At 72.2% G+C, this 14,041-nt stretch carries 12 protein-coding genes and 1 tRNA gene; 5 read left to right on the top strand and 8 right to left on the bottom strand.

Annotated elements, in window-relative coordinates; translation table 11 throughout:
• Positions 1-123: 123 nt before the first annotated feature.
• Positions 124-1,674 carry a glycosyltransferase family 39 protein gene (locus ACIRYZ_RS15615; protein WP_402944114.1) on the bottom strand — a complete coding sequence of 517 codons (1,551 nt, stop codon included), beginning with the start codon at positions 1,672-1,674 and terminating at the stop codon, positions 124-126.
• Between the two features lie 178 nt (positions 1,675-1,852).
• Between ACIRYZ_RS15615 and ACIRYZ_RS15610 the strand changes: the two genes are divergently transcribed.
• Positions 1,853-1,925 (top strand) — tRNA-Arg (locus ACIRYZ_RS15610).
• A 72-nt stretch (positions 1,926-1,997) separates the two neighbouring features.
• On the opposite strand, the gene ACIRYZ_RS15605 is transcribed toward ACIRYZ_RS15610, so the two are convergent.
• Positions 1,998-2,828, bottom strand: a complete 831-nt coding sequence (locus ACIRYZ_RS15605; protein WP_402944112.1) for a phosphatase PAP2 family protein — start codon at positions 2,826-2,828, stop codon at positions 1,998-2,000.
• Between the two features lie 435 nt (positions 2,829-3,263).
• Between ACIRYZ_RS15605 and ACIRYZ_RS15600 the strand changes: the two genes are divergently transcribed.
• Both ACIRYZ_RS15600 and ACIRYZ_RS15595 read left to right on the top strand, forming a co-directional pair.
• On the top strand, positions 3,264-4,235 hold the full coding sequence (locus ACIRYZ_RS15600; RefSeq protein ID WP_380611861.1) for a sigma-70 family RNA polymerase sigma factor: 972 nt from the start codon (positions 3,264-3,266) through the stop codon (positions 4,233-4,235).
• A gap of 171 nt (positions 4,236-4,406) precedes the next feature.
• Positions 4,407-4,625 carry a hypothetical protein gene (locus ACIRYZ_RS15595; protein WP_402944110.1) on the top strand — a complete coding sequence of 73 codons (219 nt, stop codon included), beginning with the start codon at positions 4,407-4,409 and terminating at the stop codon, positions 4,623-4,625.
• Here ACIRYZ_RS15595 and mscL read toward each other — a convergent pair.
• From mscL to ACIRYZ_RS15570, 5 genes are all read right to left on the bottom strand, one after another.
• Complete coding sequence (gene mscL / locus ACIRYZ_RS15590) at positions 4,622-5,038, bottom strand: large conductance mechanosensitive channel protein MscL (protein ID WP_402944109.1); 417 nt, start codon at positions 5,036-5,038, stop codon at positions 4,622-4,624. The genes ACIRYZ_RS15595 and mscL overlap by 4 nt on opposite strands.
• A 30-nt stretch (positions 5,039-5,068) precedes the next feature.
• On the bottom strand, positions 5,069-5,341 hold the full coding sequence (locus ACIRYZ_RS15585) for a hypothetical protein (RefSeq protein WP_402944107.1): 273 nt from the start codon (positions 5,339-5,341) through the stop codon (positions 5,069-5,071).
• 287 nt (positions 5,342-5,628) lie between these two features.
• A complete protein-coding gene (locus tag ACIRYZ_RS15580) occupies positions 5,629-5,955 on the bottom strand; it encodes an FmdB family zinc ribbon protein (RefSeq protein ID WP_402944105.1) in 327 nt (108 codons plus the stop codon).
• A gap of 126 nt (positions 5,956-6,081) precedes the next feature.
• Positions 6,082-7,389, bottom strand: coding sequence for an MFS transporter (locus ACIRYZ_RS15575; protein WP_402944619.1), 1,308 nt, complete (start codon positions 7,387-7,389; stop codon positions 6,082-6,084).
• A gap of 402 nt (positions 7,390-7,791) precedes the next feature.
• Positions 7,792-9,276: a potassium/proton antiporter gene (locus tag ACIRYZ_RS15570; RefSeq protein ID WP_402944103.1), complete on the bottom strand. Its 1,485-nt coding sequence runs from the start codon at positions 9,274-9,276 to the stop codon at positions 7,792-7,794.
• Positions 9,277-9,646: 370 nt separating this feature from the next.
• Between ACIRYZ_RS15570 and ACIRYZ_RS15565 the strand changes: the two genes are divergently transcribed.
• On the top strand, positions 9,647-12,367 hold the full coding sequence (locus tag ACIRYZ_RS15565; RefSeq protein WP_402944101.1) for a penicillin acylase family protein: 2,721 nt from the start codon (positions 9,647-9,649) through the stop codon (positions 12,365-12,367).
• 78 nt (positions 12,368-12,445) lie between these two features.
• Here the strand turns inward: ACIRYZ_RS15565 and ACIRYZ_RS15560 are convergent, their stop codons facing one another.
• Positions 12,446-13,021, bottom strand: coding sequence for a 5-formyltetrahydrofolate cyclo-ligase (locus ACIRYZ_RS15560; RefSeq protein WP_402944099.1), 576 nt, complete (start codon positions 13,019-13,021; stop codon positions 12,446-12,448).
• Between the two features lie 62 nt (positions 13,022-13,083).
• On the opposite strand from ACIRYZ_RS15560, the gene ACIRYZ_RS15555 reads away from it, so the two are divergent.
• Positions 13,084-13,992, top strand: a complete 909-nt coding sequence (locus ACIRYZ_RS15555) for a GGDEF domain-containing protein (RefSeq protein ID WP_402944098.1) — start codon at positions 13,084-13,086, stop codon at positions 13,990-13,992.
• Positions 13,993-14,041 lie beyond the last annotated feature (49 nt).

The raw sequence follows: 14,041 nt of genomic DNA, 5'->3' as shown, positions 1-14,041 counted from the left end.
GCCGAACGGTTGAACGACCGAAGGGGGAGTCGGAACTGTCCGGCTCCCCCTTCTCGGTCGGTCCGGCTTCTCCGCGATCTCCGGTCGGGTGTCCCAGATCCGGGTGACCCGGCTCCGGGTGTCTCAGGTCTCGGGATCGAGCAGCGCGAGGGTGAGACCGCCGAGCGGTACCACCTTGTCCGGCGCGCCGTACCGCTGCCTGAGCGGCTGCGCCTGCTCCTCCGGCAGGGCCGCCAGCGGGTCCGGGGTGTCCCCGAGGACCAGCAGCCAGACCCGCGGTACGTCCCCCAGACAGGCCTCCGGCCGCGGGCAGGGCTCGGGGGTCAGCTCCTCGGCGTCCTCGGCGCTGCGCGCGACGAACACCGGGAACGGCTGGACGTCCGGGGGCAGGTAGTAGCTGACGCCCGGCCAGACCATCGCCCAGGACTGGTCGCCCATCGGGGCCGCCAGCCCGTCCCCGGGACGGTACCCGGCGGTGATCTCCTCGGCCGCCGCGCGGAACGGCTCCTTGGAGTGGGTGTGCGCGTCCGCGTACCGCACCGCGGGCTGCTCGGGCAGCGCCGCCACGGCCGGGAGGGCGAGCAGGCCCACCGCCAGCAGCCCGGCCGTCGCCACGGCCGCCCGCGGCTGGGCGGTCCGCCCCGGCGCCCACCGCCGCCCGGCCAGGGCCGCCACCGTGCGGTACACAGCCGCGACCCCGCCCCCGGCCAGCACCGCCCAGGCGGGCACCGTGAAGAGCAGGTACCGGTCGAGGAAGTACGAGGTGGTGCCCCGCGACACCAGCCAGACGGACACCACCGGCAGCTCCGCCAGCAGCAGCAACTGCCAGGCCCGCAGCCGCCAACCGGGCAGCAACAGCGCGGGCAGCGCCAGCAGGACGAAGGCCCGGGCCACCTGGTCCGAGCCGAAGAGGTGCCCGCCGAAGTCGGTCAGGTCGGAGAAGGACGGCGTCTTGATCCAGCCGAGCTGCCGGTCGGACTGCCGGCTGCCGAGCAGCGCCACCGGCAGCACCGGCAGCACCGCCGCGATCACGGCGACCGGGTACTGCCACCGGATCCGCCGTTCCGCCCCCGTCCGGGTGCGCCACAGGTGCAGCAGCACCAGCGCGGCCTGCCCGGCGACCGTACTGAACGAGACCAGGTGCCAGGCCCCGGCCAGCGCCATCGCCACGGAGTACGGCGCCCAGCGCCGCAGGCCCGGCCGCTCCAGCGCCCGCAGCAGGAAGTAGGTGGCGGCCGCGATCGAGCAGGTCGCCAGTGCGTAGGCGCGGGCCTCCTGGGCGTAGTGGGACACCTGGGGCGGCACCGTGAACAGCAGCCCCGCGCCGATCGCCGCGACCCGGTGGCCGAACAGCCGCTCGGCGGTCAGCGCCACGAAGGCGGCCGCCGCCGCCATCGCCAGCACGGAGGGTATTCGCAGGGCCACCGTCGAGTCGCCGAACACCGCCGTCCAGCCGTGCATCAGCAGGTAGTACAAGCCGTTGCTGGCGTCTATGTGCTGGAGCAGCCGCAGCAGGTCGCCCAGCGAGCGGGTGGCCACCGTCCAGGTCGCCATCTCGTCCCGCCACAGCTCGGGCGTGCCCAGCCGGTACGAGCCGACGCCCAGCATCACCACCGCCGGCCAGAACCACACCTGTCCCAGCAGGCGGACGGCCGGGCGCACAGCTGGTGTCATCGGGGCCTTCGTCTCCTTCGGGCGGTACGCCGGGGCGATTCGAACAGTTCTCGGCAGGCTACTTGACCTGCTCTGACACCCCGTCGGCACCTGCCCCCCGGCGACCATCCCCGGCCACCACCCCCCAGCCGACCCCCGATCCGGTACGCTGTGAACGGCCTGGTCACAGACCGGCCCCGCCTCAGTAGCTCAGGGGATAGAGCACGGCTCTCCTAAAGCCGGTGTCGCAGGTTCGAATCCTGCCTGGGGCACACCGCGACAGCACAGCCCGCAGCCCCCCGTCCAACCTCGGACGGGGGGCTGCGGCGTTGTTCCCGGAGGCGTCAGCGGACGGGTTCGTCCGGGCGGTCGGCGGGGTCGTCCCGCTCGGCGTCCTCGGCGTCCTCGGAGTCCTCGGCGTGCGGCGCTCGGACGTAGGGCACGATGACCCGCTGAACCCGGGGCCGGGTACGCCAGTTGACCCGTCGTACGTCCCGGGCCAGCGCGCCCGGGCGCCAGAGCTCGATCGCGGCGGTCACGACGCCCAGTACGACGCCGGCCGCCAGCCAGCCCGCCAGTACGTCGCTGGGCCAGTGCACCCCGAGGGCGACCCGGGTCCAGCCGATGACGAGCACCGCCCCGGCGGCCACCGCGCAGGCGGCGGTCCGGCCGCGGCGGTGGACCCGGTGCCAGACCAGGCCGACCAGGACGGCGCAGGTGATCGCCGAGGCCATCGCGTGCCCGGAGGGGAAGGCCGGGCCGCCGGCGTGCGAGACCGGGTCGTCGAAGACGGGGCGCTGGCGATCGACGGCCAGCTTCAGCGCCCATTGGGCGCCCCAGCCGACCAGGGCCTGGGCGGCCACCCAGCCGGCCAGCACCCGGGCGCCGATCAACAGGAGCCAGACGGCCGCGACGCCGAGAAGTGCACGCATCGTGACGGGGCCGCCGATGTCGGAGAGGGTCTGCACGGCGGCGGTCCAGATCCGGTGTTCCCGTGCGTAGATGTGGAGTTCGCTGATCCAGTGCTGGTCGAACTCGTGCAGAGGGTGCCAGCGGCCCGTTACCAGCGCCGCCAGGAGGCCGAACAGCGCGGCGCAACCCAGCGCGACCGCGGCGTCCCGAAGGAGGCCGCGATGACGCACGGTGACGGAGGTCGAGCTGTTGGTCAGGTGCATGTCTGACACCTTCCCAGCGCGCTGTGCCGATCGGGAGCTGGACCGATAGCGATTTGGCATCTTTTGTGGGGAGGACCTGCGTGTGCCGGGGGGTGGGCGCGGGTGGAAGTCGAGGGTCCGTGGGAACGTGCGCGGCCGTTCGCCGGTTCAACGGGTGGGCGACGGTTGCATGGCGAGCCGGTGAAGAGGTGTCCCGGTCGATCGCGCGAAGCGATCGCATGCGGGCGCATTGGGTGTTCGGCCGGTCACCGAGTGTCCAGAACCGGGGTGAAAACCGGCAGGATACTGCATCGCGGGGAAGAATCTGAGTAACTTGGGAATGTTGTCCGGATTCTGTTCGTTGGATCGTTACGTGTGAGGCCTGTAGGGGCCCGCACTTCTTGCCCTCACGGGCAGGCAGGCAGACCTCGGCAACACCAGTCAAAGGGAGCAAGCATGGCCACCCGTGCCGTCGTTCGCGACAGGGCCGACCGGAGTCGCGCGGCCCGCCCGACCAACCTTGAGGCCGACCGCGACCTGGTCGGCATGTACCTCGACGAGATCGCCAGGACGCCCCTGCTCGATGCCGCCGAGGAGGTCGAGCTCTCGCTGCGGATCGAGGCCGGCGTGTACGCCCAGCACCTGCTGGACGAGGACGGACTTCCGGACGGTGTCACGCGCGAGGAGCTGGAGGCGATAGCCGAGGACGCGGAGCGCGCCAAGGACGTGTTCATCCGCTCCAACCTCCGCCTGGTGGTCGCGGTCGCCCGCCGCTACCCGCGCAGCGGCCTCCCCCTGCTGGACCTCATCCAGGAGGGCAACGCAGGCCTGGTGCGCGCCGTCGAGAAGTTCGACTACGCCAAGGGTTTCAAGTTCTCCACCTATGCCACCTGGTGGATCCGGCAGGCGATCACCCGCTCCATCGCCGACCAGTCCCGCACCATCCGGCTGCCCGTGCACCTCGTCGAGGAGCTCGGCCGGATCCGGCGGGTGCAGCGCGAGAAGTCGAAGGAGCTGGGCCGCGAGCCCGAGCCGGCCGAGATCGCGGCCGAGCTGGACACCACCGAGGCCCGGATCAAGGACGTGCTGGACTGGGCGCGCGACCCGGTCAGCCTCAACATGTCGGTCGACGACGAGGGCGAGACCCAGTTCGGTGACCTGGTCGAGGACACCGGGGCGACGTCCCCCGAGGACGCCGTGATGGTCATGCTCCGCCGCGAGGAGCTGGACGGTCTGATCGGGCGGCTGGACGACCGCACGGCCTCGATCATCCGCTCCCGCTACGGCATGGAGGACGGCCGCGAGCGCACCCTGACCGAGGTGGGCAAGCAGCACGGCCTCACCCGCGAGCGGATCCGCCAGATCGAGAAGCACGCGCTCGCCGAGCTGAAGAAGATCGCCGACCACGCGGGCTTCGAGGCCGCCTGAGGAGCCGCCTGACGAACGAGCCCACGGCCGAGCCCGTCTCGGCCGGGGGCAACCGAGCCTGTCTGCCCCCGGGCCCTGGTGCGGAGCGCTCCGCACCAGGGCCCGCGGCGTGCCACGGGGCTCTTAGGCTGGAGGGACAGGACGGCCCGGGTGATCAGGGGAGTGGACAGAGTGAGCGAGCAGGAACAGAGCGGGCAGGAGCGGGACGAGCAGCCGACGACCCGGCGGGCGGCCGCGGCCAAGGCCCGGCTGGTCTTCCGGGACCCGTTGGACCAGCAGTCCCGGGACGACACCGACGCCGGCTGGGGCGAGCGCCCCGGGGCGGGGGAGAGCGGTGGGCGGGGGCTGGACTGGTACCTGAGCCAGCGTCCGCCACACCACGGGGACTAGCGCGCCGCGACCAGCGCGTCGCGGATCTCGGTCAGCAGCTGGACCTCCTTGGCCTCGGCCTCCGCCGCCGCCTCGACGGCGGACTTGCGCTTGGCCGCCATCCTGTTCATCGGCACGATCAGGACGAAGTAGACGACGGCCGCAGTGATCAGGAACTGCAGGGCGGCGCTGAGCACCGTCCCCCACAGGATGAGGATTCCGGATGTGGCCTCACCGGTGGCGCTCACCTCGCAGGGCCCCTTGAGGCAGGAACTGTAGGACCCCAGGTCCTTCGTCCCGAACACGCCGACGATCGGATTGATCACGCCCTTGACGAAGGCGTTGACGATGTTGGTGAAAGCCGCGCCGATGACCACGGCGACGGCGAGTTCGACGACATTTCCACGCAGCAGGAATTCCTTGAAGCCTTTCATGCCGCCTCGAACGACGAAGTCGTTCCGGGGTTACGGGTGATCCCCCGCCGGCCCGGATTGACAACCCGTACGGCCCACCGCGCCCCCTGAGGGCGGCGACAGCCCGGCCCGCGTGGGCCCGAGCGCCAGCGCCGCCGCCACCGCGAGCAGCACCAGCGCGGGCACCCCGGCCCGCCGCCGGACGGCCCGGCGCCAGCGGTGCCACCCGCCGCAGCCGCGCCGGATCGGGGGGAAGCTCGGCACCTCCCGCCGGGGCGGCACGGTGGGCGCGGGCAGTGGGACGGACAGGCTCATGGTCGTCATCGACATGACCTCCGGTCTCGATCGGTCGGTCTCTGGTGACCCACACGATGCACGCCCCGGGCGCTACCGGAAAGCCTTATCCCCCAGCCTGTGGATAACCCGCCCCTGTGGATAACTTCGTACACTCGCGCGAGTGAGGCCGACCTCCGCAGGCTGACGAAAGCCCGTGCCGGACGGCGAACAGGGCAAGCGGAAAGGCCCGCCGCCCCGCGTGAAGCGGGGCCGACGGGCCTTTCGCGAAGCTTCCGAGCAGTCGCCCGACGCCGATCCGGCGTCGAGCGCCGGGGTCAGCTCGCGGCCGGAGCCGGGCTGCTGGACGAGCTCGACGAACTGGACGAGCTGGACGAGGACGACGAGCTCGAACCTGCCGAGGACGTCGAGGACGACGACGTCGAGGAGCCGGAGGACGAACCGGCGCCCACCGAGCTGCTGGAGGACGAGCGGCTGTCGGTCCGGTAGAAGCCCGAGCCCTTGAACACGACGCCCACGGCCGAGAAGACCTTGCGGAGCCGTCCCTGGCAGTCGGGGCACGTGGTCAGCGCCTCGTCGGTGAACTTCTGCACCGCCTCCAGGCCGTTGCCGCACTCGGTGCACTGGTACTGGTACGTGGGCACTTGTCTTCCTCCTGGCACTCTCGCCTGATGAGTGCTAACGATGGTCAATGATGCGGCATTCCGCTGGATCAGTCCAGCGACTCCGGTGTGAGATGAGCCGGTACCCGGTCGCCGCCGACCCCCCGTTCAGCCCTTGGCCGCACCGACCAGCTGCGGCGCGCCGTCACGCTCGGCGGACCCGGCCACCACGCGGCTGGCCCTGCCCGGCACCGCCAGCAGGTGCCGCATCGACACCAGCGCGAGCAGCCCCAGACCGGCGCCGACGACCGGCACCAGGAAGCCGACCGAGGGCCCGTGCCCGTCGATCAGCTTGCCGGCGGCCATCGAGCCGACCGCCAGACCCAGCCCGATCGCGCCGGTCAGCCAGGTGAAGGCCTCCGTCTTGGCGCCGTCCGCGACCAGCGTCTCGACCAGGGTGTAGCCGCTGATCAGGGTCGGGGCGATGGCCAGACCGCAGACCAGCCCGGCGACCGTCAGGGCGACCAGGTTGGGCATCGCCCACAGCACCGAGCAGCCCAGCACCAGCAGCGTGTAGCTCATGGCCATCCGCTGCTGGACTGGCCGCCGCCAGGCCACCACGCCGTACAGCACACCGGCCAGCATCGAGCCGCCCGCGAAGATCCCGTACACCGTGCCGCCGGCGTCGTGCTGCCCGACGGAGTCGGCGAAGGCGTTCACCGACACCTGCATGCCGCCGAACACCGCGCCGACCCCGAGGAAGGTCCCGACCAGCAGCCGGACGCCGGGCGAGGCGAGCGCGGAGGCGCGCCGCACACCGGGCTGCGGGATGATCCGGGCGGGGGCGGTGCGCCGCTGGGCGGCGAAGGCGAGGCCGCCGACCAGGGTCAGCGAGGCCTCGGCGATCAGCGCGGTCGCCGGGCTGGCGAAGGCGGCGATGTTGGCGGCCAGGATCGGGCCGATCACGAAGGTGAACTCGTCCGTCACGGACTCGAAGGCGAACGCGGTGCTCACCTTGGCCGCGGCGGTCGGGGAGGCGCCCTCGGCGGTGAACTCGGACACCCAGCGGGCCCGGACCATCGCGCCGATCTGCGGCACGCTCGCCCCGGCGGGGACGGCGGCCAGGTACAGGCTCCAGGCCGGCGCGTGGCCGAGCGCCAGCGCGATCAGCAGGCTGACGGAGGCCGCGTGCACCAGCACCGTCGGGACCAGCACCGCGGCCTGGCCGTAGCGGTCGGCCAGTCGCCCGGTCTGCGGCCCGATCAGGGCCTGGGCGACGGCGGCGACGGCGGTGACCGTACCGGCGGTGCCGTACGAGCCGTGGGTCTTGGTGACGAGCAGCAGGATGCCCATGCTGAGCATCGCGTAGGGCAGTCGCGCGACCAGGGCGGGGGACAGGAACGTCCAGGCGCCGGGCGTGCGCAGCAGCTCTCCGTACCCGACCCGGGCGGGCGCCTCGGCGGCGGTGGTGTCCATGGTGTCGGTCGCGGTGTCCGGAGTGTTGTCCGCGGCGATGTCGACCGTTCGGCGGGCCGTCACGGTCGGTCCTTCCTGCTGCCTGGTAGCGCGGCAGGGCATGGGGTGGCCCCGACGGCGCCGAGAGTCGTCCTCTCGCGCGTCGACCGGGGTAGATACCGGGTCGGCCGGGCCTGGTGGGCCGGGGCCTAACCGCGGCCGCCGAGCGGTCGCGCCAACTCTGCGTCAGGCAGATGCTGGGGGTGGTCTAGCGGTAGTTAAACGGCGTGGTCGCACCAGCATACAGTTACGCGCGTAGATTCCGCCAGGTCACCGTCTCGCCGGGCCACCCCATCCCGCCGGGCCACCCCATCCCGCCGGGCCACTCGATCCCGCCGGGCCACCCCCGGCGGCGGCCGGGGCTCAGCGCCCGTTCAGCCAGTCCGCCAGCTTGCCGCCCTTGTCGACCGCCCGCAGCCGCCGCTCTGCGGCCTCGCTGACCTCGTCCGTGGTGACCACCAGCAGCTCGTCCCCGCCGCGCAGCACCGTCGCCTTGTCCGGCACGAAGGAGCTGCCCTCGCGCACGACCAGGGTGACCGCCGCCCCCTTGGGCAGCCGCAGCTCGCCGACCTCCACACCGGACATCTGCGAGGTCGGCGAGAGCGTGATCGACAGCAGGTGTCCGTGCAGCTTCTCCAGCGGCGCGGACTCGATGTCGAGGTCCTGGCCCATCGCGCCCTCGCCGATCCGCAGCCGCTTGGCCATCCAGGGCAGCGTCGGACCCTGGAGCAGGGTGAAGACGACGACCAGGATGAAGACGATGTTGAACACGTCCTGGGCCTCGTGCGCGCCGGAGACCACCGGGATGGTGGCCAGCACGATGGGCACCGCCCCGCGCAGTCCGGCCCAGCTCAGCAGCGCCTGCTCGCGGCCGGGCACCTTGAACGGGGTCATCGTGAGCACCACCGACAGCGGCCGGGCCAGGAAGACCAGCACCCCGCCGATCACCAGCGCCGGCACCACCGCGTTGCCCATGCTCTCGGGCGCGGCGAGCAGTCCGAGCAGCACGAACATGCCGATCTGCCCGATCCACGCCAGCCCGTCGGCGAAGCCGCGCACGGCCGGTCCGTGCGGCAGCTTGGAGTTCCCGAGGATCACCGCGCTGATGTAGACGGCGAGGAAGCCGGAGCCGTGCAGCAGCGCACCGCCGGCGTAGGCGAGCACGGTCAGCGCCACCACGGCGATCGGGTACAGGCCCGAGGAGGGCAGCGCGACGTGCTTGACCGCGTACGCGCCCAGCTTGCCGACGACCAGACCGACCGCCGCGCCGATCGCCAGCTCGGCGACGATCGTGCCGAGCAGGACGTACCAGGAGTCCAGCTCGCCGGCGGAGGCGAAGGCGACGACCAGGATGACCACGGGCGCGTCGTTGAAGCCGGACTCGGCCTCCAGCAGGCCGGTGAGCCGGTGCGGCAGTGGGACCATCCGCAGCACCGAGAAGACGGCGGCGGCGTCGGTGGAGGAGACGATCGCGCCGAGCAGCAGCGAGGTCCGCCAGTCCAGGCCGACCAGCCAGTGCGCGCCGGCCGCGGTGACGAAGACGCTGACCGCGACGCCGACCGTGGCCAGCACGGTGGCTGCAGGTATCGCCGGTCTGACCTCGCGCCAGCTGGTCTTGAGGCCGCCCTCGGCCAGGATCACCACGAGCGCCGCGTAGCCGAGCACCTGGGTCAGCTCGGCGTTGTTGAAGGTGACGCCGATTCCGTTCTGGCCCAGTGCGACGCCGATCCCGAGGTAGATCAGCAGGCTGGGCAGTCCCGATCGGGTCGAGAACCGCACGGCGACCACCGCGAACAGGAGGATCACGGAGGCTTCGAGCAGGAGCTGGTTCAGGTGGGCGACGTTCACGCAGTGGCACCTCGGGCAGGCATGGGCGGGCGGGGTGTCAGGTGGTGCTGGGTCGTGCTGGGGGTGGAGCCGCTGGGTGGCTCCGAGCATGCGCGGGCGCCGTGGGGGCGCGCGCGGAGACCCGTTAAGAAAGCGTCAATGCTCCTCTTGCGGATCGTTACTCAGTCTAACATTTTGCCATATCTTTAGTTTGACCGCCCCCATCGCTGCCCACCGGCCCGTTCCGGACCGCTCCCTGACCTCCCGAGATCCCGCCCGGAGCGTCCCCCGTGCACGCCGGTCCGCGAACTCGGCCTAATGTGGTGCCCTGTCACGGCCCCAGGCCCTGGACACGCCCGCCCGCCCCGAAGTCAGGACCGCAAGGACCCAGATGCCCCGCTCGAAGAAGTTCCGGCGCGCCCGTCTGATCGTGATCGTGCTGGTCGTGCTGCTGGTGGCCGGCGTCGGCTACGGCGGCTACCGCGGGGTCGCCGCGGTCCGCGCGTCCTTCCCGGAGGTGGACGGCAGCGTCAAGGTGGCGGGCCTGAGCGCGCCGGTCGACGTCAAGCGCGACGCCAACGGCATCCCGCAGCTGTACGCGGACACCCCCGAGGACCTGTTCCGCGCCCAGGGCTACGTCCAGGCGCAGGACCGCTTCTGGGAGATGGACGTCCGCCGCCACATCACGGCCGGCCGGCTGTCCGAGATGTTCGGCGACAGCCAGGTCGACACCGACACCTTCATCCGCACCATGGGCTGGCGGCAGGTGGCGCAGAAGGAGTTCGACGCCAAGCTGTCGCCCGAGACCAAGAAGTACCTGCAGGCCTACGCGGACGGCGTGAACGCCTGGCTGGCCGAGCACCCCGGCGGCGAGAAGGCCTCGCTGGAGTACGCCCTGCTCGGCGCCGTCAACAGCGGCTACAAGCCCGAGCAGTGGACCCCGGTCGACTCGGTGGCCTGGCTCAAGGCGATGGCCTGGAACCTCTCCGGGAACCTCCAGGAGGAGATCGACCGCTCGCTGCTGGCCCAGGACTTCGGTCCGGACAAGATCGCCGAGCTGTACCCGGACTACCCGTACTCGCGCAACGGCACCATCGTGAAGACCGGCACCGTGGCCGGCGACACCTACCGCCCGGCCGACGGCTCCACGCCGTCCGGCGCGGCCCCCGGCTCCGCCACCGCCCAGGGCGCGGCCACCACCAAGGCGCTGATGCAGGGCCTCACCGACCGGATCGACGCGATGCCGCAGCTGCTCGGCCGCCCCGGCCAGGGCATCGGTTCCAATTCCTGGGTGGTCGCCGGCTCGCACACCACCACCGGCAAGCCGCTGCTGGCCAACGACCCGCACCTCGGCCCCGGCCTGCCGTCGGTCTGGTACCAGATGGGCCTGCACTGCCGGACGGCCTCGCCGGCCTGCCAGTTCGACGTCTCCGGCTTCACCTTCGCCGGCATGCCCGGCGTGGTGATCGGCCACAACAAGGACGTCGCCTGGGGCTTCACCAACCTCGGCGCCGACGTCACCGACCTCTACCTGGAGAAGGTGACCGGCCCGGACACCTACCAGGTGGACGGCAAGGACGAGAAGTTCGACCTCCGCAAGGAGACCATCAAGGTCGCCGGCGGCGAGGACCGCACCATCACCGTCCGCACCACCCGGACCGGCGCCCCGCTCATCTCCGACCAGAGCACCGAGCAGCAGAACGTCGGCAAGTACGCCCCCAACGGCACCTCCGCCCCCGACCGCGGCACCGGCGGCTACGGCGTCGCCCTGCAGTGGACGGCGCTCAGCCCCGGCAAGACCATGGACGCCGTCTTCGAGCTGGACAAGGCGAAGAACTGGGACGACTTCCGGAACGCCGCCAAGGACTTCGCCGTCCCCGCGCAGAACCTGATCTACGCCGACGCCAAGAACATCGGCTACCAGGCCCCGGGCGTCATCCCGGTCCGCGGCAAGGGCGACGGCTCCATGCCCGCCCCCGGCTGGGACTCCTCCTACCAGTGGAAGCCGGACCCGGTCCCCTTCACCGCCCTGCCGTACAGCTTCAACCCGACCGCGGGCTACATCGTCACCGCCAACCAGGCCGTGGTGGACCAGAGCTACAAGTACAACCTGACCAAGGACTGGGAGTACGGCACCCGGGCCAAGGAGATCACCGACCAGATCGAGGGCCTGCTCAAGAACAACGGCAAGATCTCGCCGGACGACATGCAGACCCTGCAGCTGGACAACACCAGCATCATGGCCAAGACGCTGGTCCCGCTGCTGCTCAAGCAGCAGATCGACGACCCGTACGTGCGCGAGGCCCAGGACCTGCTGAAGGACTGGAACTTCCACCAGGACGCCGACTCGGCCGCCGCCGCCTACTACAACGGCGTCTGGCGCAACCTGCTCAGCCTCGCCTTCGGCCAGAAGTTCCCGGCCGACATCCGGGCCAAGGACAACTGCCTGCTGGTGCGCCAGCAGGACGACCCGACCAAGCCGGACAGCTCCAGCAAGATCGTCACCCAGTGCGGCACCCGCGACCCGGGCAAGGCCCAGCCGGACGGCGGCGACCGCTGGACCGAGGTGGTCCGCGCCCAGCTGGACAAGCCCGACAGCTCGTGGTGGACGTACATCGACTCCCAGCACAAGGAGCAGAAGGGCCTGGACAACCTGCTCAAGGAGGCGATGAAGAACGCCCGGCAGGACCTGACCTCGCTGCTCGGCAAGGACATCTCCACCTGGAGCTGGGGCCGCCTGCACAAGCTGGAGCTGCGCGAGCAGACCATGGGCACCGACAACTCCTCGATCGCCTCCGGCGCCGTCCACAAGCTGCTCAACCGCGGCCCCTACCGCCTCTCCGGCGGCTCGGCGGCGGTCGACGCGGCGGGCTGGAACGCGGCCGCCGGGTACCAGGTGGACTGGATCCCGTCGATGCGCATGGTGGTCGACCTGAACGACCTGGACTCCTCACGCTGGATCAACGTCGGCGGCGAATCCGGCCACGCCTTCCACGCGAACTACAACGACCAGACCGACCTCTGGCTCAAGGGCAAGCTGCTGACCTGGGCCTTCACCCCCGACGCGGTGGAGAAGGCGACCAAGCACAAGCTGGTGCTCACCACCGGCTGACGCCGGTACGACGCGCGGGCGGCCCCGTTCCCTTCCGGAGGGAGCGGGGCCGCCCGCGTTCCGGGGGCCGCCGGCGGCTCACCCGAAGGTCCGTACCCCCGACGGCGTGACCGCCAGGTCCACCGGCCGGTCGTGCGGCTCGGCCGGCACCCGCTCCAGCAGCTCGTGCTCGTACAGCAGCACCGCCAGCACCGGCCGCGCCCCGGCCCGCTCCAGCCGGGCCAGCACCCGGTCGTAGCTGCCGCCGCCCCGGCCCAGCCGCAGCCCGTCGCGGTCCACCGCCAGGCCCGGCAGCAGCACCAGCGAGGCCCCCGTGACGGCCTCCGGCCCCAGCCGCGGCCCGACCGGCTCCAGCAGCCCGCGCCCGGCCGGGGCGAGCGTCTCGGGCCCGGCGTACTCGGCCCAGTCCAGGTCGTTGTCGGCGAGCAGCACCGGCAGCAGGACCCGCACTCCGTCCTCGCGCAGCGCGTCCAGCAGCGGCCTGGTCCCGGGCTCCGCGCCCACCGAGACGTACGCGGCCACCGTGGCGCCCGCCGCGGCCAGCTCCCAGGCGTGCCCGGCCAGCGCACGGGCGGCCTCCGCACGCCCCTCGGCGGAAAGTGCGCGGCGCCGCGTCAACAGCCGTGTCCTCAGGTCGCTCTTCTCGTTGTGCACCGGATCCTCCGCGTCTCCAGACCGTCGACGCGCAGAGCCTGCCACGCGAAAGGGCGCCCCGATTGTCCACCCCGCTGCTGGTCCAGGCCCTGGCCGCGCTGAGCGCCCCCGCGCTGGCCGGCGCCACCGTGCTCGGGCTGCGCGCCCGCCGGGAGCGGGCCGAGGCCGCCGGGGAGCGGGAACGGCTGCGGGCGCGGGTCGCCGAACTGGAGGAGCGCTGCGCCGAGCTGGAGCGCACCGCCTCCTGCGACCCGCTCACCGGCGTGTGGAACTACCGCCACCTGCAGCTCACCCTGGACCGGGAGATCGAACGGGCCCGCCGCGCCGAGCACACCGACCAGGCCGACGGCCCGCGCCCGCTGGCCGTGCTGCTGCTGGAGATCACCGGTTTCGACGCGGTCATCGCCGAGCACGGCCGCGCCCGCGGCAACGCGATACTGCGCGACCTCGCCCAGCGGCTCGCGATGGAGATCCGCCGCGCCGACACCCTCGGCCGCTACAGCGGCCAGGAGTTCCTGGTGGTGCTGCCGGACACCGGCGCCGAGGGCGCCGCACAGGTCGCCGAGCGCCTGGTCTGGTCGGTCCGCCGCCACCTGCTGCTCGACTGGTCCTCCGGCACCCGCGCGCCCCGGCCGGCCCACGGCAACGGCCTCACCGCCGCCGCCGGCGTCGCCGTGCTGCCCGAGGACGGCGCCCACGCAGCCGTCCTGCTGCGGGCCGCCGACGCGGCGCTGGCCGAGGCCCGGGCGGCCGGCGGCGACTGCTGGCGGGCCGTCCCGAGGCCGGGGCAGCGCCCCACCGGGCGCCGTGAACAGGCCGCTTCCGCTACGGAAGGGGCGGCGACTGCCGAGGGTGACCGTTCGGGAAAGGCGGGTAGTGTGTCCGCCTGTACCGGAGGGGACCCCCTCTCCCAGCCGGTCGCTTCCCATACGCCTGCCACCGTGGCCGTGCCCCGCGACGCGCTGTCCTAGCCGTTCGACGGCGCTCGGCCGGGCGAAAACGTGCCTGAGTAAGGTAAAC

The organism is Kitasatospora sp. NPDC101155 (assembly GCF_044768305.1).
Taxonomy (GTDB): Bacteria; Actinomycetota; Actinomycetes; order Streptomycetales; family Streptomycetaceae; genus Kitasatospora.
The sequence above is the reverse complement of the archived record's forward strand: the minus strand, read 5'-3'. Positions and strand labels throughout refer to the sequence as shown.

Bases quoted from the DNA above. Each gene is read 5' to 3' on its own strand.
- mscL (WP_402944109.1), bottom strand. From the start codon at position 5,038: ATGAAAGGCTTCAAGGAATTCCTGCTGCGTGGAAATGTCGTCGAACTC.
- ACIRYZ_RS15575 (WP_402944619.1), bottom strand. From the start codon at position 7,389: ATGGACACCACCGCCGCCGAGGCGCCCGCCCGGGTCGGGTACGGAGAG.
- ACIRYZ_RS15615 (WP_402944114.1), bottom strand. From the start codon at position 1,674: ATGACACCAGCTGTGCGCCCGGCCGTCCGCCTGCTGGGACAGGTGTGG.
- ACIRYZ_RS15600 (WP_380611861.1), top strand. From the start codon at position 3,264: ATGGCCACCCGTGCCGTCGTTCGCGACAGGGCCGACCGGAGTCGCGCG.
- ACIRYZ_RS15605 (WP_402944112.1), bottom strand. From the start codon at position 2,828: ATGCACCTGACCAACAGCTCGACCTCCGTCACCGTGCGTCATCGCGGC.
- ACIRYZ_RS15585 (WP_402944107.1), bottom strand. From the start codon at position 5,341: ATGACGACCATGAGCCTGTCCGTCCCACTGCCCGCGCCCACCGTGCCG.
- ACIRYZ_RS15565 (WP_402944101.1), top strand. From the start codon at position 9,647: ATGCCCCGCTCGAAGAAGTTCCGGCGCGCCCGTCTGATCGTGATCGTG.